The organism is Xanthomonas phaseoli pv. dieffenbachiae (assembly GCF_008639345.1).
In the GTDB taxonomy this organism is placed as follows: Bacteria; Pseudomonadota; Gammaproteobacteria; order Xanthomonadales; family Xanthomonadaceae; genus Xanthomonas; species Xanthomonas phaseoli.
Genome location: NZ_CP041380.1, coordinates 5,000,296 through 5,023,225, shown reverse-complemented (window position 1 = coordinate 5,023,225; position 22,930 = coordinate 5,000,296). Strand labels below are relative to the sequence as shown.

General features: G+C 63.5%; 20 protein-coding genes and 1 pseudogene. 14 read left to right on the top strand and 7 right to left on the bottom strand.

What is annotated here, in order from left to right; all coding sequences use genetic code 11:
* Nucleotides 1–10 precede the first annotated feature (10 nt).
* From yidC to rpmH, 3 genes are read right to left on the bottom strand one after another with little or no spacing between them, the layout of a single operon-like run.
* On the bottom strand, nucleotides 11–1,735 hold the full coding sequence (gene yidC / locus FLG15_RS22300; RefSeq protein WP_150147445.1) for a membrane protein insertase YidC: 1,725 nt from the start codon (nucleotides 1,733–1,735) through the stop codon (nucleotides 11–13).
* Between the two features lie 24 nt (nucleotides 1,736–1,759).
* Nucleotides 1,760–2,197: a ribonuclease P protein component gene (gene rnpA, locus FLG15_RS22295; protein ID WP_081023078.1), complete on the bottom strand. Its 438-nt coding sequence runs from the start codon at nucleotides 2,195–2,197 to the stop codon at nucleotides 1,760–1,762.
* Between the two features lie 38 nt (nucleotides 2,198–2,235).
* Nucleotides 2,236–2,376, bottom strand: a complete 141-nt coding sequence (rpmH, locus tag FLG15_RS22290; RefSeq protein WP_002805908.1) for a 50S ribosomal protein L34 — start codon at nucleotides 2,374–2,376, stop codon at nucleotides 2,236–2,238.
* Between the two features lie 241 nt (nucleotides 2,377–2,617).
* On the opposite strand from rpmH, the gene dnaA reads away from it, so the two are divergent.
* From dnaA to FLG15_RS22225, 12 genes are all read left to right on the top strand, one after another.
* A complete protein-coding gene (dnaA, locus tag FLG15_RS22280; protein WP_017155980.1) occupies nucleotides 2,618–3,946 on the top strand; it encodes a chromosomal replication initiator protein DnaA in 1,329 nt (442 codons plus the stop codon).
* 276 nt (nucleotides 3,947–4,222) lie between these two features.
* Nucleotides 4,223–5,323 carry a DNA polymerase III subunit beta gene (dnaN, locus tag FLG15_RS22275; RefSeq protein ID WP_005912436.1) on the top strand — a complete coding sequence of 367 codons (1,101 nt, stop codon included), beginning with the start codon at nucleotides 4,223–4,225 and terminating at the stop codon, nucleotides 5,321–5,323.
* Between the two features lie 1,041 nt (nucleotides 5,324–6,364).
* Nucleotides 6,365–7,471: a DNA replication/repair protein RecF gene (recF, locus tag FLG15_RS22270; protein ID WP_150147786.1), complete on the top strand. Its 1,107-nt coding sequence runs from the start codon at nucleotides 6,365–6,367 to the stop codon at nucleotides 7,469–7,471.
* A 114-nt stretch (nucleotides 7,472–7,585) separates the two neighbouring features.
* A complete protein-coding gene (gyrB, locus tag FLG15_RS22265; protein WP_150147442.1) occupies nucleotides 7,586–10,030 on the top strand; it encodes a DNA topoisomerase (ATP-hydrolyzing) subunit B in 2,445 nt (814 codons plus the stop codon).
* A 67-nt stretch (nucleotides 10,031–10,097) separates the two neighbouring features.
* Nucleotides 10,098–10,934, top strand: a complete 837-nt coding sequence (locus tag FLG15_RS22260) for a CPBP family intramembrane glutamic endopeptidase (protein WP_057677594.1) — start codon at nucleotides 10,098–10,100, stop codon at nucleotides 10,932–10,934.
* A gap of 182 nt (nucleotides 10,935–11,116) precedes the next feature.
* Complete coding sequence (locus FLG15_RS22255; protein ID WP_017155976.1) at nucleotides 11,117–11,923, top strand: M48 family metallopeptidase; 807 nt, start codon at nucleotides 11,117–11,119, stop codon at nucleotides 11,921–11,923.
* A 276-nt stretch (nucleotides 11,924–12,199) separates the two neighbouring features.
* Nucleotides 12,200–13,393 carry a tetratricopeptide repeat protein gene (locus tag FLG15_RS22250; RefSeq protein WP_057677595.1) on the top strand — a complete coding sequence of 398 codons (1,194 nt, stop codon included), beginning with the start codon at nucleotides 12,200–12,202 and terminating at the stop codon, nucleotides 13,391–13,393.
* Between the two features lie 152 nt (nucleotides 13,394–13,545).
* Nucleotides 13,546–14,217 (top strand): energy transducer TonB, encoded by a 672-nt coding sequence (locus FLG15_RS22245; protein WP_005912443.1) that lies wholly within the window; start codon nucleotides 13,546–13,548, stop codon nucleotides 14,215–14,217.
* 85 nt (nucleotides 14,218–14,302) lie between these two features.
* A complete protein-coding gene (gene exbB, locus FLG15_RS22240) occupies nucleotides 14,303–15,064 on the top strand; it encodes a TonB-system energizer ExbB (protein WP_005912445.1) in 762 nt (253 codons plus the stop codon).
* Nucleotides 15,065–15,110: 46 nt separating this feature from the next.
* Nucleotides 15,111–15,533, top strand: coding sequence for an ExbD/TolR family protein (locus FLG15_RS22235; RefSeq protein WP_005912447.1), 423 nt, complete (start codon nucleotides 15,111–15,113; stop codon nucleotides 15,531–15,533).
* 3 nt (nucleotides 15,534–15,536) lie between these two features.
* Nucleotides 15,537–15,950, top strand: coding sequence for an ExbD/TolR family protein (locus FLG15_RS22230; protein WP_005912449.1), 414 nt, complete (start codon nucleotides 15,537–15,539; stop codon nucleotides 15,948–15,950).
* Nucleotides 15,951–16,664: 714 nt separating this feature from the next.
* Nucleotides 16,665–17,072, top strand: a complete 408-nt coding sequence (locus FLG15_RS22225; protein WP_057661799.1) for an ExbD/TolR family protein — start codon at nucleotides 16,665–16,667, stop codon at nucleotides 17,070–17,072.
* Nucleotides 17,073–17,324: 252 nt separating this feature from the next.
* On the opposite strand, the gene FLG15_RS22220 is transcribed toward FLG15_RS22225, so the two are convergent.
* From FLG15_RS22220 to cls, 3 genes are all read right to left on the bottom strand, one after another.
* Complete coding sequence (locus FLG15_RS22220; RefSeq protein ID WP_057679246.1) at nucleotides 17,325–18,092, bottom strand: pyridoxine 5'-phosphate synthase; 768 nt, start codon at nucleotides 18,090–18,092, stop codon at nucleotides 17,325–17,327.
* Nucleotides 18,093–18,099: 7 nt separating this feature from the next.
* Nucleotides 18,100–18,369 (bottom strand): hypothetical protein, encoded by a 270-nt coding sequence (locus FLG15_RS22215; RefSeq protein WP_017155969.1) that lies wholly within the window; start codon nucleotides 18,367–18,369, stop codon nucleotides 18,100–18,102.
* Nucleotides 18,370–18,443: 74 nt separating this feature from the next.
* Nucleotides 18,444–19,904 carry a cardiolipin synthase gene (gene cls, locus FLG15_RS22210; protein WP_057679247.1) on the bottom strand — a complete coding sequence of 487 codons (1,461 nt, stop codon included), beginning with the start codon at nucleotides 19,902–19,904 and terminating at the stop codon, nucleotides 18,444–18,446.
* Between the two features lie 325 nt (nucleotides 19,905–20,229).
* Here cls and FLG15_RS22205 point away from each other — a divergent pair, with 325 nt between their 5' ends.
* Together FLG15_RS22205 and FLG15_RS22200 are read left to right on the top strand one after the other, a co-directional pair.
* Nucleotides 20,230–20,955 carry a helix-turn-helix transcriptional regulator gene (locus FLG15_RS22205; protein ID WP_057679248.1) on the top strand — a complete coding sequence of 242 codons (726 nt, stop codon included), beginning with the start codon at nucleotides 20,230–20,232 and terminating at the stop codon, nucleotides 20,953–20,955.
* 47 nt (nucleotides 20,956–21,002) lie between these two features.
* Complete coding sequence (locus FLG15_RS22200; protein WP_017155966.1) at nucleotides 21,003–21,368, top strand: DUF1330 domain-containing protein; 366 nt, start codon at nucleotides 21,003–21,005, stop codon at nucleotides 21,366–21,368.
* 126 nt (nucleotides 21,369–21,494) lie between these two features.
* On the opposite strand, the pseudogene FLG15_RS22195 reads toward FLG15_RS22200, so the two are convergent.
* Nucleotides 21,495–22,328, bottom strand: a pseudogene (locus FLG15_RS22195) (PA0069 family radical SAM protein); the annotation flags it as partial.
* Nucleotides 22,329–22,930 lie beyond the last annotated feature (602 nt).

The window sequence follows — 22,930 nt, the reverse complement described above, 5'->3', positions numbered from 1 at the left end:
CTTGGTGAACTTACTTGGCGTTGGCCTGGATGATCTTGCTCGGCTTCTCGCCGTGCTGGCGGATCATCCACCACTGGATCAACAGACCCAGGCCGCCGTTGACCACCCAGTACAGCACCAGGCCGGCCGGCATGAAGGCCATCATGACGCCGAACACCAGCGGCATGAACTGCATCATCTTGGCCTGCATCGGGTCCATACCCGGGGTCGGGGTCAGCTTCTGCGTGGCCCACATGATCGAGATGTTGAGCAGCGGCAGGATGAAGTACGGGTCGCGCGCAGTCAGATCCTGGATCCAGCCCAGCCACGGCGCCTGGCGCAGTTCCACCGACTCCACCAGCACCCAGTACAGCGCGAAGAAGATCGGCATCTGGATCAGCAGCGGCAGGCAGCCGCCCATCGGGTTGATCTTTTCCTTCTTGAACAGCTCCATCGTCGCCTGCTGGTACTTGACGCGATCGTCGCCGTAGCGCTCCTTGAGTTGCGCCAGGCGGGGCTGGAAGCGACGCATCTTGGCACCGGACTTGTACTGCGCAGCCGACAGCGGATACAGCGCCAGACGCAGCAGCACCACCAGGCCGATGATGGCCCAGCCCCAGTTGTGCAGGAAGCTGTGCAGATGGCTCAGCACCCAGAACAGGCCCTGGCCGATGATGGCCATGATCGAGAAGCGGCTGTAATCGACCACGCGGTCCAGGCCCTTGACGTCTTCCTTGGCGATCAGGCTGACCAGCTTCGGGCCCACCCACAGGCGCGCTTCGGTGCTGGCGGTCTGGCCCGGCGCCACGGTGAAGGCCGGTCCACGCAGCTCGGCCACGTCGCGTGGGCCGTCCTGGGCCAGCACGTACAGCGAGGCCTGGTCCTTCTGCGGAATCCAGGCGGTGAAGAAGTGGTGCTGCAGCAGCGCCACCCAGCCGCCGGTGATCTGGCGATTCAGGCCACCGTCGTCCATGTAGTCCTTGAACGCGCGGCGCTCATAGCCTTCCTGCGGGCTGTACCAGGTCGCGCCATTGAAGCTGAATGAGTCCGGATTGGTCATGCCGCGGCTGAGGATGGTCGGCACCCGGCTCAGCTTGCGGAACACGTAGCCGTTCCACGGCGCGCCACTCTTGTTGATCACCTCGTCCTTGATCGAGATCGCATAGCGGCCGCGCTCCAGGGTGAAGGTGCGACGGATCGAGACGCCGTCGGGGCCATTCCAGACGAACGGCACCACCAGCGTGTTCTGGCCCTTGGCCAGTTCGAACGTCGTGCCCGGCTGCTCGGCGCGGAAGCCGCCCACACCCGGCACCGGCGAATGCTCGCTGGCCCAGCCGCTGGTGGCGTTATAGGGGTGCGCCGGATCTTCGGTCAGCAGGCTGACCGGCGCGGTGCCGTCCTTGGTCTGCGGGAACTGCAGCAGCTCGGCATCGAGCACGCTGCGGCCATCCAGCTTCAGGCGCAGCACGTCCGAGGTCAGGGTCACCACCGGCGCAGCGCCGGCAGCAGCCGGTGTCGCCGCAGTGCTGCTGGTCGCCGGCACGGTGCCCAGCGCGCCGGCCTGCGGAATGGCCTGGGCCGAAGGTACATTGGCCGCGCTCGGCGCTGCCGCATCCAGGTCGCGCGCCGCCGGCACCGACTGCGTCGCCGCGACCACCGGCGCATTGGCAGCCGCCTTGTCCTTGCCCCACTCCATCCACAGCAACGCCGCGACCATCAGCCAGGCAAAAATCAGGAAAACACGGGTCTGGTTCATCGGGCAGCACTCGCTCAGTCGGAACTACAGTTCCGGCTCTGTCGGGGAAGGGGAGGATGGGCGCACCGTCCTGGCGGGCGGCATTGTGCCGGGCGCAGCAGGCAGGGGCAATGCGCCGGCACGGCGCAGCAGACGCACGAAGGCATCGCGAATCTGTGGATTGGTCGCTTTTGCCGCCGCCGAGCGCGCCACGATGACGTAATCACCACCGGCCAGCTCGGGCAGCAGATGCCGCATGGCATCGCGCAGCACACGTTTGATGCGGTTACGTCCGACCGCGCGCGTATCGACCTTGCGCGACACCGCCATGCCCAGGCGCGGCGGCGTATCGCCGGTGCGCCAGTGCAGGCTCAGGAGTGGGTCCGAGGTGCGACGTGCAGCGTCGAAAACGATCGTATATTGCGCACGCGTACGAACCCGCGCAGAGCGAGGAAATCGCCTGCGCGGGTTCGATGCGTTCACGGTAGGGACTGCCTCGGCCGCAGGGAGCGGCGCGGCAATCAAGCGCTCAGGCGCTTGCGGCCCTTGGCGCGGCGGCGAGCCAGGATCTTGCGGCCGTCGGCGGTTGCCATACGTGCGCGGAAGCCATGATCGCGTGCTCGCTTGAGATTGCTGGGTTGGAAAGTACGCTTGGTGGCCATGGGGCCCTCTGCATGGATGGAGACGAATAGAACCGGCAATTCTATAGCCTGCCGCGGCTCCGGTCAACACCCTGCTTGCTTTACCGCAGATGAGGACGGCGGCGCCCTGTGGATGGCCCTGTGAATAACTCTGGGAAAACCCTGCCCTCGGTGCTAGGCTGGTCCATCCTCTTTTCACTACCGGGCTGCGAGCACGGCGCTTTTCTGCGCGCCGCAGCCGGCAACAGATGATCACACTTTGATGGATGCTTGGCCCCGCTGTCTGGAACGTCTCGAAGCCGAATTCCCGCCCGAAGATGTCCATACCTGGTTGAAACCCCTGCAAGCCGAAGATCGCGGCGACAGCATCGTGCTGTACGCCCCGAACGCCTTCATCGTCGACCAGGTTCGCGAACGGTACCTGCCGCGCATTCGCGAATTGCTGGCGTATTTCGCCGGTAATGGCGAAGTCGCGCTGGCGGTTGGTTCGCGTCCGCGTGCGCCGGAGCCGGCTCCGGCACCCGTGGCGACGCCGAGTGCGCCGCAGGCTGCACCGATCGTGCCGTTCGCCGGCAACCTGGATTCGCATTACACCTTCGCCAACTTCGTCGAAGGCCGCAGCAACCAGCTGGGTCTGGCGGCGGCGATCCAGGCGGCGCAGAAACCCGGCGACCGCGCGCACAACCCGTTGCTGCTGTACGGCAGCACCGGCCTGGGCAAGACCCACCTGATGTTCGCGGCCGGCAATGCGCTGCGCCAGGCCAACCCGGCCGCCAAGGTGATGTACCTGCGTTCGGAACAGTTCTTCAGCGCGATGATCCGGGCGCTGCAGGACAAGGCGATGGACCAGTTCAAGCGCCAGTTCCAGCAGATCGATGCGCTGCTGATCGACGACATCCAGTTCTTCGCCGGCAAGGACCGCACGCAGGAAGAGTTCTTCCACACCTTCAACGCGCTGTTCGATGGCCGCCAGCAGATCATCCTGACCTGCGACCGCTATCCGCGCGAAGTGGAAGGCCTGGAGCCGCGGCTGAAGTCGCGCCTGGCCTGGGGCCTGTCGGTGGCGATCGACCCCCCGGACTTCGAGACCCGCGCGGCGATCGTGCTGGCCAAGGCGCGCGAGCGCGGCGCCGAGATTCCCGACGATGTGGCCTTCCTGATCGCCAAGAAGATGCGCTCCAACGTGCGCGACCTGGAAGGGGCGCTCAACACCCTGGTGGCGCGTGCCAACTTCACCGGCCGCGCGATCACGGTGGAATTTGCCCAGGAGACGCTGCGTGACCTGCTGCGCGCCCAGCAACAGGCGATCGGCATCCCCAACATCCAGAAGACCGTGGCCGACTACTACGGCTTGCAGATGAAGGATTTGCTGTCCAAGCGGCGCACCCGCTCGTTGGCGCGCCCGCGCCAGGTGGCGATGGCGCTGGCCAAGGAGCTCACCGAGCACAGCCTGCCGGAGATCGGAGACGCCTTCGCCGGCCGCGACCACACCACGGTGCTGCATGCCTGCCGACAGATCCGCACGCTGATGGAGGCCGACGGCAAGCTCCGAGAGGACTGGGAAAAGCTGATTCGCAAGCTCAGCGAGTAGGCCATCGGCTGCCATCGGCGCCAGGCTGGAAAAAAGCGTGGAAACGTTGGGGTCAAATGCGGGAGAATCTGTGGATAACGTTGTGCCGCAGTCCGGCGCGGAAACTATCCACAGGTTTTCCGACCAGCTCAGGCGCACTAGTCCAACGCGTTTCAGATGCTGAAATGTCTTTGGAAACAAACAGTTATGGTGGTTATCCGCTGAAAACGGCCCTACCATCACCACCAAGCTTTTGATTTATTCCATATCTTTTAAAGCATAGGGGCACGGAACCACATGCGTTTTACACTGCAGCGCGAAGCCTTCCTCAAACCATTGGCACAAGTGGTCAATGTGGTCGAACGCCGTCAAACCCTGCCCGTCCTGGCCAACTTGCTGGTACAGGTCAAGGATGGACAGGTGTCGTTGACCGGCACCGACCTGGAAGTGGAAATGATCTCGCGCACGCTGGTGGAGGACGCGCAGGACGGCGAAACCACGATTCCGGCGCGCAAGCTGTTCGACATCCTGCGCGCCCTGCCCGACGGCAGCCGCGTGACCATTTCGCAGACCGGCGACAAGGTCACCGTGCAGGCCGGGCGGAGCCGTTTCACCTTGGCGACGTTGCCCTCCAACGACTTCCCGTCCGTGGACGAAGTCGAGGCGACCGAGCGCGTTGTGGTGCCCGAAGCCGGGCTCAAGGAGCTGATCGAGCGCACCGCGTTCGCCATGGCCCAGCAGGACGTGCGCTACTACCTCAATGGCCTGTTGTTCGACCTGCGCGACGGCTTGCTGCGCTGCGTGGCCACTGACGGACATCGTCTGGCGCTGTGCGAGATGGAATTGGAGAAGGCCGGTGGCGCCAAGCGCCAGATCATCGTGCCGCGCAAGGGCGTGACCGAGCTGCAGCGCCTGCTGGAAGGTGCCGATCGCGAGGTCGAGCTGGAAGTGGGCCGGAGCCATATCCGCGTCAAGCGCGGCGATGTGACCTTCACGTCGAAGCTCATCGACGGGCGGTTCCCGGACTACGAGGCAGTGATTCCGATTGGCGCCGATCGCGAGGTCAAGGTGGATCGTGAAGCGCTGCGCGCGTCGCTGCAGCGTGCGGCCATTCTGTCCAACGAAAAGTATCGCGGTGTCCGCGTGGAAGTGTCGCCGGGTCAGTTGAAGATCAGCGCGCATAACCCCGAGCAGGAAGAGGCGCAGGAAGAGATCGAGGCCGATACCAAGGTCGACGATCTGGCCATTGGCTTCAACGTCAACTATTTGCTCGACGCGCTTTCGGCGTTGCGCGATGAGCACGTGGTGATCCAGCTGCGTGACGCCAACTCATCCGCATTGGTGCGTGAGGCCAGCAGCGAAAAGTCGCGTCATGTGGTGATGCCGTTGCGTCTCTGACGCTCCGTTCCACGTGGAACACGGGAAGCCCGGCGGATGCCGGGCTTTTTGTTTGCGCTGTGCAAAGGCTTGCTGTGTTTATCTCAGGCAGGTCTGGCTGTCGCCACCAAGTCCATCGCAGCCTGCGCCATTGCTATGGCTAGTGTTCTGAAGCGATGTGCTCCCCGATGCAATCGTGGGTGCTATGCGTTCACTGCGTTTGATCGACCAAACGCGCTCCGCGCTCCCGCTCAGTGTTCTTGTGTTCGCCGGACATCGGAACCAACCTTGAGACCAATACACATCGCATTACAGAATTCTAGGGTGCCGGTTGGCGACAGCGTCGAGCTGGTCATAAGCAAGACCCAACTCCCCACCACGAGTACACGCCCGGCACTTGGAGGAAGGGGCACCAGGCACGCATGCCCGGCATCACGAGTTCGCAACTTTCCTCACACACACGCGCGGGCTAAGCACCTAGCGACTTTAGTCAGTCCCGACCAGTCTCGACCCAGCCCGATCCAATCCGGTTTCTTTGCCCGGCTTTCGATCTCCCTACCGGCTAAGCTGTAGATATGCGAGAGCAAGTCTAGAAAAGGAATGTCGTCTCTAAAGAGAACTTTTGTTTGAGGATGCCGGCTTATCCGAGATGTGTTGAGGACCGAGTCTGGCCGCCAGCGTCTACGTCGCGCATCTCATCCGGATGAAGTTAACGTGTTCAGCTTTCCGCGTTTTTGACTTATGCACATCGCACTTTGCTTTTAAATCTATAAATAACTTAAGAGCTTTGTGGTGATGGTAGACGCAGATTTCGCGGGAAAATAGGTTAAGTTGCTGTTTTGAAAAGAGATTGATAGGGCGAAACCCTGTGCTTATCGTCCCGATTTGTGGCTCACAAGCTGTGGATAAGCAAGATTGTTTCCATGGAGCCTGTTTTTATCCACATGTTATCCCCTGCCTGTGCAGCCCTTCCGCGCGGCTCTGTCTGCACAGGTTTCATGCCGATCCCGTATCCTTCGACCCGACCGGCATGCCGGATTACAGCCCAGAGCACACCGATCGATGCATGTAGTGCGGTTGTCCATTCATCGGCTTCGCCGGTTTCAAACCGTCGAGCTTCATCCGTCCAGTGCCCTGAATCTGCTGACTGGCGACAACGGTGCGGGCAAGACCAGTGTGCTGGAAGCGCTGCATCTGATGGCCTACGGCCGCAGCTTCCGCGGGCGCGTTCGTGACGGCCTGATCCGGCAAGGCGCCGACGACCTCGAAGTCTTTGTGGAGTGGAAAGAAGGCGACAGCGCGGCGGGCGAACGGACGCGTCGAGCTGGCCTGCGTCATAGCGGACAGGAGTGGACGGGACGTCTGGACGGTGAGGACGTGGCGCAGCTGGGCTCTCTTTGCGCTGCGCTTGCGGTGGTGACGTTCGAGCCAGGCAGCCACGTGTTGATCAGTGGCGGGGGCGAACCCCGCCGTCGCTTCCTGGATTGGGGTCTGTTCCACGTGGAACCCGATTTTCTAACCCTGTGGCGCCGCTACGCCCGGGCGCTCAAGCAACGCAATGCGTTGCTGAAACAGGGCGCGCAGACGCGCATGCTCGACGCGTGGGACCACGAACTCGCCGAGTCCGGCGAAAGCTTGACCTCCCGGCGTACGCGCTACCTGGAACGCCTGCAGGAACGGCTGGTTCCAGTGGCAGACGCGATCGCGCCGGCGCTGGGGCTGACGGCGCTGGCCTTCGCTCCAGGCTGGAAGCGCCACGAGCTTTCGCTGGCGGATGCTCTCTTGCTCGCTCGCGAGCGCGACCGTCAGAACGGTTACACCTCGCAAGGCCCGCACCGCGCAGATTGGATGCCCAGCTTTCAGGCACTTCCGGGCAGGGACGCGCTTTCCCGGGGACAGGCCAAGCTCACCGCCCTTGCCTGCCTGCTCGCACAGGCCGAAGACTTCGCCTTCGAACGCGGCGAATGGCCGGTCATCGCCCTGGATGATCTGGGCTCGGAGCTGGACCGGCACCATCAGGGGCGCGTGCTGCAGCGGCTGGCGTCCGCCCCGGCGCAGGTGCTCATCACCGCAACGGAAACCCCGCCTGGCCTTGCAGATGCTGGCACGATCTTGCAGCAGTTCCACGTGGAACACGGCCAGATTGCGCCACAGGCAGTGCCCGACTAAGCCACAACGGCCGGCACGGGCCGGCTGGTATAATTCGTCCGCTATCCCCCTTTTCTCACGGCGCGGAGCGGCTATCGCCGCCTTCGCCCGTGTTGTGGAGCCAACGGCACGCGCATGACCGACGAACAAAACACCCCGCCAACACCCAACGGCACCTACGACTCCAGCAAGATCACCGTGTTGCGTGGCCTGGAAGCCGTCCGCAAGCGCCCCGGCATGTATATCGGCGATGTCCATGACGGCACCGGTCTGCATCACATGGTGTTCGAGGTGGTCGACAACTCGGTGGACGAAGCCCTCGCCGGGCATGCCGACGACATCGTGGTGAAGATCCTGGCCGATGGCTCGGTGGCGGTCTCCGACAACGGGCGCGGCGTGCCGGTCGACATCCACAAGGAAGAAGGCGTCTCGGCGGCCGAGGTGATCCTCACCGTACTGCACGCCGGCGGCAAGTTCGACGACAACAGCTACAAGGTGTCCGGTGGCCTGCACGGCGTGGGCGTTTCGGTGGTCAACGCGTTGTCCGAGCACTTGTGGCTGGATATCTGGCGCGACGGTTTCCACTACCAGCAGGAATACGCGCTGGGCGAGCCGCAATACCCGCTCAAGCAGCTGGAAGCCTCGACCAAGCGCGGCACCACGCTGCGCTTCAAGCCGTCCGTGGCCATCTTCAGCGACGTCGAGTTCCATTACGACATCCTGGCGCGGCGCCTGCGTGAGCTGTCCTTCCTGAATTCCGGCGTCAAGATCACCTTGATCGACGAGCGGGGCGAAGGCCGTCGCGACGATTTCCATTACGAAGGCGGCATCCGCAGCTTCGTGGAGCATCTGGCGCAGCTGAAGTCGCCACTGCACCCGAATGTGATCTCGGTGACCGGCGAGCACAACGGCATCATGGTGGACGTGGCCCTGCAGTGGACCGACGCCTACCAGGAAACCATGTATTGCTTCACCAACAATATTCCGCAGAAGGACGGCGGCACCCACTTGGCCGGTTTCCGTGCGGCGCTGACGCGTGTGCTCAGCACCTACATCGAACAGAACGGCATCGCCAAGCAGGCCAAGGTCGCGCTCACCGGCGACGACATGCGCGAAGGCATGATCGCGGTGCTTTCGGTCAAGGTGCCCGACCCCAGCTTCTCTTCGCAGACCAAGGAAAAGTTGGTCAGCTCTGACGTGCGCCCGGCCGTGGAGAACGCCTTCGGCGCGCGCCTGCAGGAGTTCCTGCAGGAGAACCCGAACGAAGCCAAGGCCATCACCGGCAAGATCGTCGATGCCGCGCGCGCACGCGAAGCCGCGCGCAAGGCGCGCGACCTGACCCGCCGCAAGGGTGCGCTGGACATCGCCGGCCTGCCGGGCAAGCTGGCCGACTGCCAGGAAAAGGATCCGGCCCTGTCGGAACTGTTCATCGTCGAGGGTGACTCGGCAGGTGGCTCGGCCAAGCAGGGTCGCAACCGCAAGAACCAAGCGGTACTGCCGCTGCGCGGCAAGATCCTCAATGTGGAACGTGCCCGCTTCGACCGCATGCTGGCCTCCGACCAGGTCGGCACGCTGATCACCGCGCTGGGCACCGGCATCGGCCGCGACGAGTACAACCCGGACAAGCTGCGCTACCACCGCATCATCCTGATGACCGACGCCGACGTCGACGGCTCGCACATCCGTACCCTGCTGCTGACATTCTTCTACCGGCAGATGCCTGAGTTGATCGAGCGCGGCTACATCTACATCGGCCTGCCGCCGCTGTACAAGCTCAAGCAGGGCAAGAGCGAGCTGTATCTGAAGGACGACGCGGCCCTCAACGCCTACCTGGCCAGCAATGCGGTCGAAGGTGCCGCGCTGATTCCGGCCACCGACGAGCCGCCGATCACCGGCGAAGCGCTGGAAAAATTGTTGATGCTGTTCACCAGCGCCAACGAGGCGATCGCGCGCAACGCCCACCGCTACGACCCGGCTCTGCTCACCGCGCTGATCGACCTGCCGCCATTGGATGTGGAAAAGCTGCAGGCCGAAGGCGACCAGCACCCGACCCTGGATGCACTCCAGGCAGTGCTCAACCGCGGCACCCTGGGTACCGCGCGCTATCAGTTGCGCTTCGACCCGGGCAGCGACAACGCACCTGCCACCCTGGTGGCCATCCGCCGCCACATGGGCGAAGAGTTCACCCAGGTGCTGCCGATGGCTGCGTTCGAAAGCGGCGAGCTACGTCCGCTGCGTGAGGTCTCGCTGGCCTTGCACGACCTGGTGCGCGAAGGCGCCCAGATCGTGCGCGGCAACAAGAGCCACCCGATCACCAGCTTCGCGCAGGCCCACGCCTGGTTGCTGGACGAGGCCAAGAAGGGCCGCCAGGTACAGCGCTTCAAGGGCCTGGGCGAAATGAATGCCGAGCAGCTGTGGGAAACCACGGTCAACCCCGACACGCGTCGTCTGTTGCAGGTGCGCATCGAGGACGCGGTGGCCGCCGACCAGATCTTCAGCACCTTGATGGGCGATGTGGTCGAACTGCGCCGCGACTTCATCGAGGACAACGCGCTGAAGGTGTCCAACCTGGATATCTGATTCACCAGCACCGGCCAGCACGTCGCAACCGCGGCGTGGCGGCCGGTGCGGTGTTCGCAGGACGACGATGCGCATCGATCTTCCACCGCCCCCGGCGCCACGCACGGTTGCCGGCACGCCGCCGCTGCTGCCCGTACTCGTGGGTTTCTGGGTCGACGTACTCATCGCCGCCGGCCTGCTGTTGACCCTCAGCATTGCCGGCTTTGCGTTGTGGGGCGCGGTGCGTGGCTTCGGCCATGTACAGGCGGCCAAGGCGCAGGGCCTGACCCCCTCGCCCACCGAGGTCATGGCCGCCATCGGCCAACCCGGCGTGATGGTGCAACTGCTCACCGCGCTGGTCAGCACAGCCACGCCCGCGCTGCTGCTGTACTACTGGCGTCGCCGCGCCACCGCTGCCGAACGGACCGCTTCACGGGCTGCTGCACGCCGCGCCTCCACCTGGGGCTGGACCGCGCTGATCGCCGCGGCCGTGTTCCTGCTCAGCAACCTGGTCAGCGTGGCGGCCTCGGCGCTGGGCATCAAGCCGGTGCCCACCAACCTGCCATTGATGGAAGAAGCGCTCCAGCAATGGCCGCTGGCACTGACGGTGTTCGCGGTGGTCATCGCACCGGCTTACGAAGAACTGCTGTTCCGTCGCGTGCTGTTCGGGCGCCTGCTCGCTGCCGGCCGCCCGTGGCTGGGCATCGTGCTGAGCGGGGCGACGTTCGCGCTGGTGCACGAAGTACCCGGCATCAGCGGTAACGGCCCGGCCGCGATCGCGCAGCTTTGGCTGGTGTACGGCAGCATGGGGGCCGCGTTCGCATGGCTGTACTGGCGCACCGGCACGTTGTGGGCGCCCATTGCCGCCCATGGCATCAACAACGCCACGGCCCTGGCAGCGCTGTACTTTTTCGGGCTCGGCTGAGCCCAAAGCGGTCAACTACGAGACTCCAGCCGCAGCGGGGCGGCGCCTGGGCAACCAATGGATCCGTACGCTCTGGACGACCGATCGCTCCGGCCAGGCATGCGCGATCGGCTGCACGGAACCGTTTGACGAAAAGTTAAGACGAGCCTGCCAGAATGCCCCCATGGTTCTAGGGGGATCGAATGAAAGCTAGGCTGTTGATCGTTGTTGCCGTGCTTGCACTGACGGCGTGCGCCACCACAACTTCGCCCACCGGCCGCCGACAGGTGGTGGGCGGCGTATCGCAACAGCAATTGGACCAGTTGGGCGCGCAATCCTTTGCGCAGACCAAGGCCAAGGAAAAAGTCAGCACCGACGGCAAGCAGAACGCCTACGTGCAGTGCGTGGTCAACGCACTGGTAGCGCAGTTGCCGCCGCAATGGCGCCAAACCAAGTGGGAAACCGCGCTGTTCGTGGATAACGAAGCCAATGCCTTCGCCCTGCCTGGCGGCAAGGTCGGTGTCAACACCGGCATCTTCACCGTCGCCAAGACGCAGGATCAGCTCGCCGCCGTGCTCGGACATGAGATCGGCCATGTGATTTCGCGCCATCACGAAGAGCGCATCACCCGTCAGCTCGGCGCGCAGACGGGCCTGGGCATCATCGGCGCACTCGCCGGCGCCGCCTATGGCGATGGGGCGGCCAGCGCAGTCAATCAGGTTGGCGGTATGACCGCCCAGACAGTGTTCCTGCTGCCCGGCTCGCGTACCCAGGAAAGCGAAGCCGATGTGGTCGGCCAACGTCTGATGGCCCAGGCCGGGTTCGATCCGGCGCAGGCGGTGACGCTGTGGCAGAACATGATGGCCGCCAGCGGCAATCGCCAACCGCAATGGCTGTCGACCCACCCCGACCCTGCCAACCGCATCCGCGAGCTGCAGGCCGACGTCGCCCAGCTCGAACCGGTGTACCAGCAGGCCAAGCAAAGCGGGCGCATACCGCGTTGTGGCTAGAGCTGCTAACGACATCCGTACGGCCACCGCTAACCCGTACGAACACCGGTTCCATGCAACGCGTGGCTGCCTATCCTGGTGGCACGGGCGCTGCCACACTGGTCACGGTCTGTTAGCGACGCTAAGACATCCGTTCCCGCTTCTGATTGCCGCAACACAACATGGAAACCGTTTTCGGGAACTGAGACTTTCTGCTAAGTTTGCCGGCTCAGATTTTTCGTACAGCGCCCATTCCGCTTTTCGTACCGCCCGACGGCGGATCGTCCGAGGTGAAACATGAAACTGCTCAACCGCAAGCAAGCCCTGTTGTCCCTGTTCATTGCCGCGTCGCTGGGTGGGGCTGTCGTCACCGATGCGGTCGCGCAGTCGGACCGTTCCTCCGAGCGTGCCAGCCGCAAGTCCAAGAGCGGTAAGGCCGAGGAGCTGTACCCGCAGTCGACCCGCCAGGCACCGACGATCAAGCCGTCCTCGAAGTTGAGCAGCAAGCTGCAGAAGCTGATCGAAACCTTCAACAAGGGCGAAGACTACCCAGGCGTGCCCACCCAGGCCGATGAGATCCTGGCCAACAGCGCTGCCAACGACGCCGACAAGGCGCTGGCCGCGCAGCTGGCCGCGCAGGCTGCCTACAATCTGGACGACACCGCCGGTGCCAAGAAGTACCTGCAGCAGGCCATCGGCCTGAACGCGCTGGACAACAACGGCCAGTTCCAGTCGATGCTGATGCTGGCGCAGTTGCAGATGCAGGACGACCAGCAGGCCGAGGGTCTGGCCACGCTGGACAAGTATCTGGAAGAGAGCAAGTCGCAGCGTCCGGAAGATCTGATCCTCAAGGGCCAGGCGCTGTACCAGACCGAGCGCTACAAGGAAGCGATCCCGGTGCTGAAGCAGGCCATCGCCGCCTCGCCCGAGCCCAAGGACAGCTGGAACCAGCTGCTGATGGCGTCCTACGCCGAAGCTGGCCAGACCGGCGAAGCCGTTGCTGCCGCCGAGGCGCTGGCCGCCAAGACGCCCAACGACAAGAAGGCTCAGCTCAACCTGGCCAACATGTACATGCAGGCCGACCAGATGGACAAGGCCGCAGGGGTGATGGACAAGCTGCGTGCCTCCGGTCAGTTGACCGAAGAGAAGGAATACAAGCAGCTGTATTCCATCTACGCCAACACCGAGAACAAAGAAAAGGACGTCATCGCCGTCATCAATGAGGGTATGCAAAAAGGCATCCTCAAGCCGGATTATCAGACATACCTTGCCCTGGCCCAGTCGTATTACTACAGCGACGATGTACCGAAGGCGATCGAAAACTGGCAGAAGGCCGCACCGCTTTCCAAGGATGGCGAGACCTATTTGAATCTGGCCAAGGTGCTGCATTCGGAAGGTCGCATCCCGGAGGCCAAGCAGGCCGCACAGCAGGCGATCGCCAAGGGTGTTAAAAAACCCGAAGACGCCAAGAAGATCATCAACCTGAAGTAAAAAAAAAAATAAACCCCCGAAATCCCTGTGTTTTTAGTGGTTACAGGACTCGGGATTGGTATAAGCTTGGGAGTTCCTGCGGTGTCAAAGCCGTCCGAAAACCTGGGGATCATCACAGTGATCCGGGCCCCCACTGAAAGAGCCATTGGCGCATGACGGAACAACTCGTTATCCACAGGCATGACTACGATGCCGGGAACCAGGGTCTGAGCTGGGCCCGCATTATCGGCATTGCTTTTGTAATTGCTTTGCACCTCACTGCACTGATGATGTTGCTGATCCCTGCAGTGGCGCCGAAGGCTCCGGCAGAGAAGGAGCGCACCACCATGGTCACCTTGGTGGATGCACCGCCTCCTCCCCCGCCGCCGCCGCCGCCGCCGCCGCCGGAAGACAAGCCGCCGCCGCCGGTCAAGAATCTGTCGCCGCCGAAGCCGTCACCGGTTCCGCCGCCGCCGGAAGCTCCGGTGGTCGACGTTCCCGAACCGCGTCCGAGCGATATCGTCACGCCGCCGAGCCCGCCGAGCCCGCCGGCTCCGCCGAGCGACATTGGCGCCAGCGTCGATATCTCGTCCAAGAACATGAACCCGCCGAAGTACCCGCCGGCTGCATTCCGTGCCGGTGTCCAAGGTGAGGTCATCCTGATCGTGGATGTGGATGCCAGCGGCAACGTGACCAACGTGTCGGTCGAAAAGTCCAGCCGCAACCGCGACCTTGACCGTGCCGCGATGGACGCAGCACGCAAGTGGAAGTTCAACGCCTCCACCGTCAACGGGCAGAAAGCCGCCGGACGCGTCCGCGTCCCGGTCAACTTTGCTCTGAACTGATCCCACGGGCCGGCCACGGTCGGCCCAGGATCCTGTCTTCCTTTCGCTCCACCCTTCATCACCACACACAACAAAGGTAAGCGTCATGCTGCAGGAATTCTTTATCGCCGCCGCTGCAGGGGGCTCCAATCCGTCGGCCGCTCTGTCGCAGATGGGCTTCGAGCACTTGATCACCGAAATGACTTCCAGCCCCGGCGACTTCGCCGTGTCCTGGGTCGTGTTGATCACCCTGATCGCCATGTCCGCTGCCTCCTGGTACTGGACCGTCATCAACATCTTCCGCGCCACCCGCCTGAAGAGCGCGGCTGACCGCGTCACCACCGCGTTCTGGGATGCCCCGAATGCACAGGACGCCATCCGCGCCATGGAAGAGCAGCCGGCTTCCGAGCCGTTCTCGAAGATCGCGCTGGACGCTGCCCAGGCGGCTGCGCACCACCAGCGTGCCGAAGGCAGCACCGGTGGCCTGGGCGAGAGCCTGAGCCGTTCGGAGTTCGTCGACCGCGCCCTGCGTCAGGCCGTGACCCGCGAAAGCACCAAGCTGCAGTCGGGCATGACCCTGCTGGCCACCGTCGGTGCGACCGCGCCGTTCGTCGGTCTGCTCGGTACCGTGTGGGGCATCTACGGCGCGCTGATCAAGATCGGTGCAACCGGTTCGGCCTCCATCGACGCCGTTGCCGGCCCGGTGGGTGAAGCGCTGATCATGACCGCGATCGGCTTGTTCGTCGCTATCCCGGCCGTGTTCGCGTTCAACTTCTTCTCCAAGGTCAACAGCTCGGTGATCGCCAAGTTCGACACCTTCGCTCACGACCTGCACGACTTCTTCGCCACCGGTTCGCGCGTTCGCTAATCCGGTCGTCAAGAACGCCTTCGCAACGATTTAGACGGAGCCCGTTATGGCCTTCAGTAGTGGAAACAGCGGTGGCCCGATGGCCGACATCAACGTGACGCCCCTGGTGGACGTCATGCTGGTGCTGCTGATCATCTTCATCATTACGGCACCGCTGATGTCCCATAAGGTCAAGGTGGAGCTGCCAGAGGCCAACTTGATCCAGAAGGAAGATGCGGAGAAACGCGCCGCGCCGATCACTCTGGCCGTCAAGGAAGATGGGTCGCTGTACTGGAACGACGAGCCGATCTCCAAGGAAGCCCTGGAGTCGCGCCTGTCCACCGCTGCACAGCAGACCCCGCAGCCGCCGCTCAACCTGCGTGGCGACCGCACGACCAAGATGCGTACGATCAACGAGATCACCAAGATCGCGCAGGGTCAGGGCATGCTGGACGTCGGTTTCGTTGCAACCAAAGTGAAGGGGCAGTAAGCCATGGCATTTAGTACTGGTGGAAGCCGTGGGCCGATGGCCGACATCAACGTCACGCCCCTCGTGGACGTGATGCTGGTGCTGCTGATCATCTTCATCGTGACCGCGCCGATCATGACCTACCCGATCGCCGTGGATCTGCCGCAGCGGGTGCTCAACCCGCCACCGCAGACAACCGAACCGCCGCCGCCGATCGAGTTGCGTATCGACGCCAGCAACCAGGTGTTCTGGAACAACAGCCCGACTCCGGTCGACGTGTTGCAACAGAAGATGGAAGAAGTGGTGCAGGCCGATCCGACCAATCAGCCGGAACTGCGCATCGATGCAAATCCGGATGCGGAGTACGAGGTGATGGCCAAGGTGCTGGCCGCTGCGAAGAACTCGCAGATGAAGAAAATCGGCTTCATGCAGCAGTAAACGTATCTGCAAGACCGCTACACAACAGTCATGACGCGACTGCAACGCCACCGGAAACGGTGGCGTTTTTTTATGCGTGTCATCTGGCGATCGGGCTGCGATATCGGCGGCAGCCATGGGATGGATGGCGAGGATGAAGAAGAAGCCGTTGTGGGCGTGCGGCCTATCGCGCGCGCCGGGCCCATCGCACATCAGTCCGATGCCGCTGCCATATCAAAGCAGGCGATGACTCTTGCCCCACGTGTCCCGAGGTAATGCCGAGCCCGTACGATCTGCCAGCGACGGCAAATTACCAGTGACCTGTTTGCGATCGCAGCAAACGAAGCCAACGCAATCTGCCTTCGACACACATACAAGCCGATGCGCGAATGCTGGTTGGGCACGGTGGATCTTCATCGCAAGTCGCTGTGGCCCAAGACCTCGCATTGCCATCTGTCCCTTTCCGCATGCATGGATTTTCTACGCGGACATCGATGGGTGCCGCATGCCGGAATGCGCAAGCTGCGGGCGCCCGTCTTGTCGGCTGGTGAATTGCGGGAGACCACTGTGTATCTGTTCGACCAAAGACGGGCAATTCGAACTCTTCTTACAGACACACGCCACCACCAGCGGAGGTGTCCGCACTTGTGGTGGCCGCTCCAGCCTCTTCCCTATTGCCGCAGCGAGCGTATGCTCGGTCGTGCAGCACCCACGATCACAGAACCGGAGGCAGTCATGGCTTTCAGTACGACAGGGAATCGGGGACCGTTGGCGGACATCAATGTCACCCCGCTGGTGGATGTCATGTTGGTGTTGTTGATCATCTTTATCGTCACCGCACCGATGGTGACGCGGACAATCGCGGTGGATCTGCCGCAAGCCACCCACCAACCGCGCGTGCCCCTCGAGCCGCCTGCACCGATCGCAGTGCGGCTGGATGCCGACGGACAGTTGTTCTGGAACGCCAGCCCGGTGACGTTGCAGCAACTTCAGTCCAGGTTGATCGAGCAGATGCAGGCAACTGCAGGAAATCAACCGGAACTGCGCATCGCCGCCAGTGCGGACGCCGAGTATGCCGTGATGGCCAGCGTGCTGGCGGCTGCAAAGAACGCGCAAGTGCAGCGCATCGCCTTCGTGCAGTAGTGTTCCTGCAGGCGCGTACTGCGCTTGGCCACGTGCACTGCATGCAACATCGCGCGATGCGGTTGCCCAGGCGCCTATCGCGTCTTCGGACGCGATAGGCATGGGAGTTCATCAAGGGTGTTCCTCACCGGCAGCAATTGACCATCGCGACCCAAGTGCTCGTCGTGACGTTCCTGCGCAGCATCCACTTACGCGATGGTCGTTGTCGCCAACCCAGGCATCGATCACCGATGCCGACGTTACCGCATGAACTCAAGCGCTAACGTGACCGCTACGCAGAATGTCCACGTACGCGCGCACGCTTGCATCCAGTCCCTGATACAGGGCTTCGCTGATCAAGGCGTGGCCGATCGACACTTCCAGCACGCCCGGCACAGCGGCGAGAAAATCGCCCAGGTTGGCTTGCGACAAATCGTGCCCGGCATTGATGCCCAGGCCTGCGGCATTGGCACGCTGGGCGGCGTTGGCGAACAGCGCCAATGCGGTATCGGCTTGGCCGTTGGCGTGCGCGTGGGCATAGGGGCCGGTGTACAACTCGATACGGTCTGCACCGAGCGTGGCTGCGCGGGCGATGTCCGGGTTACCCGCATCGACGAACAGGCTGACCCGGCTGCCCAGCCGCTTGAACGTTGTGATCAGCTCGGCCAGCTGCGTGATGTCCTGCGCAAAATCGAAGCCGTGATCGGAGGTCAGCTGCCCGTCGCCGTCCGGCACCAGGGTGATCTGCTGCGGGCGCGTGGCACGGCACAATTCCAGCAACCCCGGGTAGCCTGCGCGCGGTGGCGCGAACGGATTGCCTTCGATATTGAATTCCACCGCTTGCGCGCGCGTGAGCGCACCGAGCGCCAGCACGTCGTCGGCGCGGATATGCCGCTGATCCGGGCGCGGATGCACGGTGATGCCGTGCGCGCCTGCGGCAATGCAGGCGCGTGCGGCCTGCACCACGTCCGGGTCGGCGCCGCCGCGCGAGTTGCGCAGAACGGCGATCTTGTTGACGTTGACGCTGAGCTGGGTGGTCATGCGCTGATCAGGCCTGCGGCTCGCTGTCGCGTGCGGCGGCCAGGGCGGCCGACTTGCGTGCTTCTGCCAGCTCGCGCAGGCGGCGCAGCTCGGCCGGGTCGATCATGCTGCTGGTATCGCGCTGGGTGTCGCCCATGCGCGAGGCGAACCAGCCGCGCGTCCACAACAGCAGCAGCAACAACGCCACCAGCAGCGAAACCACCAGCAACCACACGTGCGGCGTGCTGAAAGCCAGCACCAGCGCACCCAGTGCCATAAGCAGAAACAGCCAGTGCATGACGAGCTCCCCGTTGAGTGGCGGCAGTGTAGCGCCGCACCCGGCGCGGTTCCACGTGGGCACCGCGCCGTTGGTCAGAGCAGCGGCGACAGCAGCCTGGCGAAGGCTTCCGGCAGGCGCGAGCGCCATAACGGCCGGTGCCGCGCGAATTGCACCTCCTGCGCCTGCTGCAGATCGGTGCCGATCAGCCCGGCCATCTCTGCCGCCACTGCCTGGTCGCGGAACAGCATCGACAACTCGAAATTCAGCCGGAAGCTGCGGCTGTCGAAATTGGCGCTGCCGACGATGCAGACATCGTCGTCGGCCAGCAGCGCCTTGGTGTGCAGCATGCGCGGGCCGTACTCGTAGATGCGGACACCGGCTTCCAGCAACTCGTCGAAATACGAGCGCGCCGCGTAGGTGACCAGGCGCGAATCGCTCACGCGCGGCACCAGCAGGCGCACGTCCAGCCCGCCGAGCGCGGCCGAGGTCAGCGCCATGCGCGCCGCTTCGCCGGGCACGAAGTAAGGAGTGACCAGCCACACGCGATGCTTGGCTTCATGGATGGCGGCGACCATCAGGCGGTGGATCGCTTCCCACGACGAATCCGGGCCGGACACCAGCACCTGCGCATCCACCGTGTCCTGCGCGCGGGTGGGCATATCGTCCGGCCATAGCTGCTGGCCGTGGAAGGCCGCGCGGCCCTGGCCGGTGGCGTAAAGCCAGTCCTCCAGGAACACCAGCTGCAGACTGCGCACCACATGGCCTTGTAGGCGCACGTGCAGATCGCGATACGCCTGCTTGCGTACCTGCTCGTTTTCGTCGTCGGTGACGTTGATGCCGCCGGTGAAGCCGATGCGGCCATCGATGACGATCACCTTGCGGTGGGTGCGCAGGTTCAACCACGGCCGCTTGAACGGCTTGAGCAATTGCGAGGGATGGAACCAGGCGGTTTCCACCCCGGCTTCGCGCAGCGTGCGCAAGGCGCGTCGGGTCATTGCCGAGGAGCCGATCGCATCCAGCAGCAGCCGCACCTTGACCCCGGCACGGGCACGTTCCATCAGCGCATCGCAAATCGCAGTGCCGCTGTGGTCGGGCTGGAAGATGTAGTACTCCAGATGGATATGGTCGCGTGCGCTCCGGATCGCTTGGATGATGGCGGCGTACGTGGCAGCACCATCCACCAACCAGTGCACTTCGGTGGCGCTGCTGGGCGCCAGCCCGGTGGTGGACTGGGCGATCTTGGCCAGCTCGGTGCAATCGGCATCCGGCGGACAGACGCTGCTGTAGCTCTCCATGCCCGAGCGCGAGCGCCCGCGCCGCAGCCGCTGCCGCTTGACCTTCTGCGGGCCCAGCCAGTAGTAGATCAGCAGCCCCAGGTACGGCAGTGCCGCCAGCGACAACACCCAGCTCAGCGTGGCCACCGGTTCGCGCTTCTGCAGCACGATCCAGCCGGCGATCCACAGCAGGTACAGCACATAGGCGGCCAGGAGGAGCGCTTCGAGGTGGGGAATGGTGGCCAGCCACTCCCACGCGCCCTGTGCAAGTGCGGGCATGCGCGGATTCTACGGGGCGCACGCGGCGTTGCGATGATCGCAGGCGGCCCATGTGCCCGACGCGGCGACGGCCCACTGCCCCCATTGCCGCGACTAGCGCCTTGCACATCCTGCGCCCACCAGGCAGGAACGGCAGCCCCTGCGCTGTTGACGTCGGCACCTTGCCCCTGCCCGTCGCACCTGCCTGGCACCCACTGGCCTTCGATAGCTCACGCTACATCGAAGAGCGATAAAGCGCGCTGCGCTGCGGTGACAGCGCAAGCCGGCCGTGCCGACACGCTAGGATGAGCGCCGGAATGCAAGGCTGCCGCGCGAAGGCTGATGGATGTCCAGGACAACTCGCCTGTTTGAACTGCTCGGCCTGCTGCGCGCACATCGATTGCCGGTGTCGGCAGCTGCGCTGGCGTGCGAGTTGGGTGTATCGCAGCGAAGCGTCTACCGGGATATCGACACCTTGCGCGCGCTCGGTGCGCCGTTGGAGGGCCAAGCCGGCGTTGGCTATTGCCTGAAGCCGGGCTTCTTCCTGCCATCGCTGGCGTTTTCGCAGGAGGAACTGGATGCGGTCATGCTTGGCCTGGATTGGGTCAAAAAACGGGCCGATCCTGCCTTGGCCAGAAATGGTGAAAGCGCCCTGGCGAAGATCCTGTCTGCCAGAAAGCACGGCGATGGCGCCGGCACGGACATCGCGCCGTCGGCGATTCTCACCGCCGCTTCCACATCCGAGTCGGTCGATCATCCGCAGACCGCCATGTTGCGCGACGCCATTCGGCGGCAATGCAAACTGGCGATCGACTATGTCGATGCGCACGACACGCCGTCCGAGCGCATCGTCTGGCCGATCGCCCTGGTGTATTTCGACGACGTGCGCGTCTTGGCAGCCTGGTGCGAGCGCCGCTGCGCGTTCCGGCATTTTCGTGTCGATCGGTTGCAGGTACAGGCACTGCTGGAAACGCGTTACCCGCAGTCGCGCCAGGCGTTGGTGAAGCAATGGCGACAACAGGACCGCGACTGGCGTTCGTTACTGACAGTTTCTGACACGGCGCAACGCTAGCGTGTTGGCCGCTTCCCTTGCGCGGAAGCCAGACCAAGGAGACTGACATGGTTGCGTTTTCACCCGATGCGCTCGCTGCATTCCTGGACAACGAGGACACCTCGGCGATCGTCATGTTGAACCTGATTCGCTTCCAGCCCGATGGCGGACGGCAGCGCTATCACCAGTACCTGCGGCTGGCCGAGCCGATCCTGGCCCGGTTCGGCGCGCAGATTGTCTTCAGCGGCGACGGCCTGCCGGTACTGACCGCGGGCCAGGCACATCCGTGGGATGCGGTCACGCTGGTGCGGTATCCGGATCGATCCGCCTTCAAGCAGATGATTGCCGATGCGGCGTATCAGCAAGCCTTCGAGGTTGGACGTTCGGCCATTGCGCAGATCGTGCTGCAACCCTTCCACGGCATCACGCTGTAGCCATCTGCCGGACGTGCTGCAGCGCGTGGCCGGCGCTGGCGCCATGGTTAGGTGCTGCTGCCGGGCGCGTTGCATGCGCGTCGGTGGTCGAGGCCGCTGCGGGTGGTGCAGACAGATCCGGCAGGATCAAAACAAGTCCAGCTGCGGCGTGTCCGGTTTGGGTGGACGGAACTGCGTGGTATCGAGCCTGGGCAGCCGACCGAATCCAAGCCGCCGATACGCGATGGAAAAATGCTGCGCAATCAGTTCTGCAAACGGGCCCTCGCCAACCATGCGCTTGCCGAAGCGGCTGTCGTAGTCCTTGCCGCCGCGCATCTGCTGGATCAGGCTCATGACATGCCTGGCACGATCGGGATAGTGCAGCTCAAGCCACTCGCGCCATAACTGGGTGAGTTCGTGCGGCAGGCGCAGCAACACGTAGCCGGCCGAACGTGCGCCGTGGGCTGCGGCCGCGTCCAGAATGCGCTCCAGTTCCTTGTCGTTGATCATCGGGATGACCGGAGCGACCAGCACGCCCACCGGTACGCCGGCAGCGTGCAGTGCCTGCATCGCGCGCAGTCGTGCATGCGGCGCGGCGGCGCGCGGCTCCATCTTCGCCGCAAGGCGATTGTCGAGCGTGGTGACCGAGAAATACACCGACACCAGGTTGTGCTGCGCCATCTCGGCCAGCACATCGATGTCGCGTTCGATCAACGCCGCCTTGGTCACGAAGCTGACCGGGTGGCGGGCCTGCGCAAGCACTTCCAGGCATTGCCGGGAAATGTGCAGGCGCCGCTCGGCGGGCTGATAGGCGTCGGTATTGATCCCCAGCGCGATCGGCGAGCACTGGTAGGACGGGCGTGCGATCTCGGCGCGCAGCAGGGCCGCCGCATTCGGCTTGGCGAAGATCCGCGTTTCGAAATCCAGCCCTGGCGACAGATCCAGATACGCGTGCGAGGGCCTGGCAAAGCAGTACACGCAGCAACATTGTATGGAACCTACAAATTTCGTTCACTTGCTCGAGCGAGCTTGGAACGGGGAACTGAGCTCGAATCGGTCAAAGTGCGCAAGATTGGCCTAGCTTGCGGCTAGCCTAGAGGTGCCATGGGAGACCTGTAAGGTAGGTTGGGGGGATTTGAAAATTGCCCTGAAGCAGCGGCCGGATAAATCAGCTGCACGTGCGAAAACAGGTTTCTGAAGAGGTAGCCGCATTTTTCCTAGGCGACGGCCAGGCTTAGGCCATGATTGCCTAGCCACCGCTCGTGTACACCGCCGAAATCTTGAATAACGATAAGTTTCTGAATTTATTGAGTTTGATGATTGCAGGACTTGCTTCTTTTACCTCCTAAAGCGTCGACTTTTCCGTCGTCAGATGTACGACGAAGATAAATTTGGCTTCAATTGAACACCATGCTGAAAAAAGCGAGGTTCGACAACCGGTCCGTTGCCGGCCTGATCACGTAAGGACATGCCCAACTGACTCGGCAGGCCAAATTTCGTGAAGCTGGCTACAACCCAGTCGCGGAGGGATCAGGTAACGCACTCCTTCGTTTTCCTGAGATACAGGGATTTGCACCCGTTCG

Bases quoted from the DNA above. Each gene is read 5' to 3' on its own strand.
- FLG15_RS22235 (WP_005912447.1), top strand. From the start codon at position 15,111: ATGGCCTTCAGTAGTGGAAACAGCGGTGGCCCGATGGCCGACATCAAC.
- FLG15_RS22260 (WP_057677594.1), top strand. From the start codon at position 10,098: ATGCGCATCGATCTTCCACCGCCCCCGGCGCCACGCACGGTTGCCGGC.
- FLG15_RS22245 (WP_005912443.1), top strand. From the start codon at position 13,546: ATGACGGAACAACTCGTTATCCACAGGCATGACTACGATGCCGGGAAC.
- yidC (WP_150147445.1), bottom strand. From the start codon at position 1,735: ATGAACCAGACCCGTGTTTTCCTGATTTTTGCCTGGCTGATGGTCGCG.
- FLG15_RS22230 (WP_005912449.1), top strand. From the start codon at position 15,537: ATGGCATTTAGTACTGGTGGAAGCCGTGGGCCGATGGCCGACATCAAC.
- FLG15_RS22250 (WP_057677595.1), top strand. From the start codon at position 12,200: ATGAAACTGCTCAACCGCAAGCAAGCCCTGTTGTCCCTGTTCATTGCC.
- exbB (WP_005912445.1), top strand. From the start codon at position 14,303: ATGCTGCAGGAATTCTTTATCGCCGCCGCTGCAGGGGGCTCCAATCCG.
- recF (WP_150147786.1), top strand. From the start codon at position 6,365: ATGCATGTAGTGCGGTTGTCCATTCATCGGCTTCGCCGGTTTCAAACC.
- dnaN (WP_005912436.1), top strand. From the start codon at position 4,223: ATGCGTTTTACACTGCAGCGCGAAGCCTTCCTCAAACCATTGGCACAA.
- FLG15_RS22200 (WP_017155966.1), top strand. From the start codon at position 21,003: ATGGTTGCGTTTTCACCCGATGCGCTCGCTGCATTCCTGGACAACGAG.
- FLG15_RS22220 (WP_057679246.1), bottom strand. From the start codon at position 18,092: ATGACCACCCAGCTCAGCGTCAACGTCAACAAGATCGCCGTTCTGCGC.
- FLG15_RS22255 (WP_017155976.1), top strand. From the start codon at position 11,117: ATGAAAGCTAGGCTGTTGATCGTTGTTGCCGTGCTTGCACTGACGGCG.
- FLG15_RS22225 (WP_057661799.1), top strand. From the start codon at position 16,665: ATGGCTTTCAGTACGACAGGGAATCGGGGACCGTTGGCGGACATCAAT.
- rpmH (WP_002805908.1), bottom strand. From the start codon at position 2,376: ATGGCCACCAAGCGTACTTTCCAACCCAGCAATCTCAAGCGAGCACGC.
- FLG15_RS22215 (WP_017155969.1), bottom strand. From the start codon at position 18,369: ATGCACTGGCTGTTTCTGCTTATGGCACTGGGTGCGCTGGTGCTGGCT.
- gyrB (WP_150147442.1), top strand. From the start codon at position 7,586: ATGACCGACGAACAAAACACCCCGCCAACACCCAACGGCACCTACGAC.
- cls (WP_057679247.1), bottom strand. From the start codon at position 19,904: ATGCCCGCACTTGCACAGGGCGCGTGGGAGTGGCTGGCCACCATTCCC.
- dnaA (WP_017155980.1), top strand. From the start codon at position 2,618: ATGGATGCTTGGCCCCGCTGTCTGGAACGTCTCGAAGCCGAATTCCCG.
- FLG15_RS22205 (WP_057679248.1), top strand. From the start codon at position 20,230: ATGTCCAGGACAACTCGCCTGTTTGAACTGCTCGGCCTGCTGCGCGCA.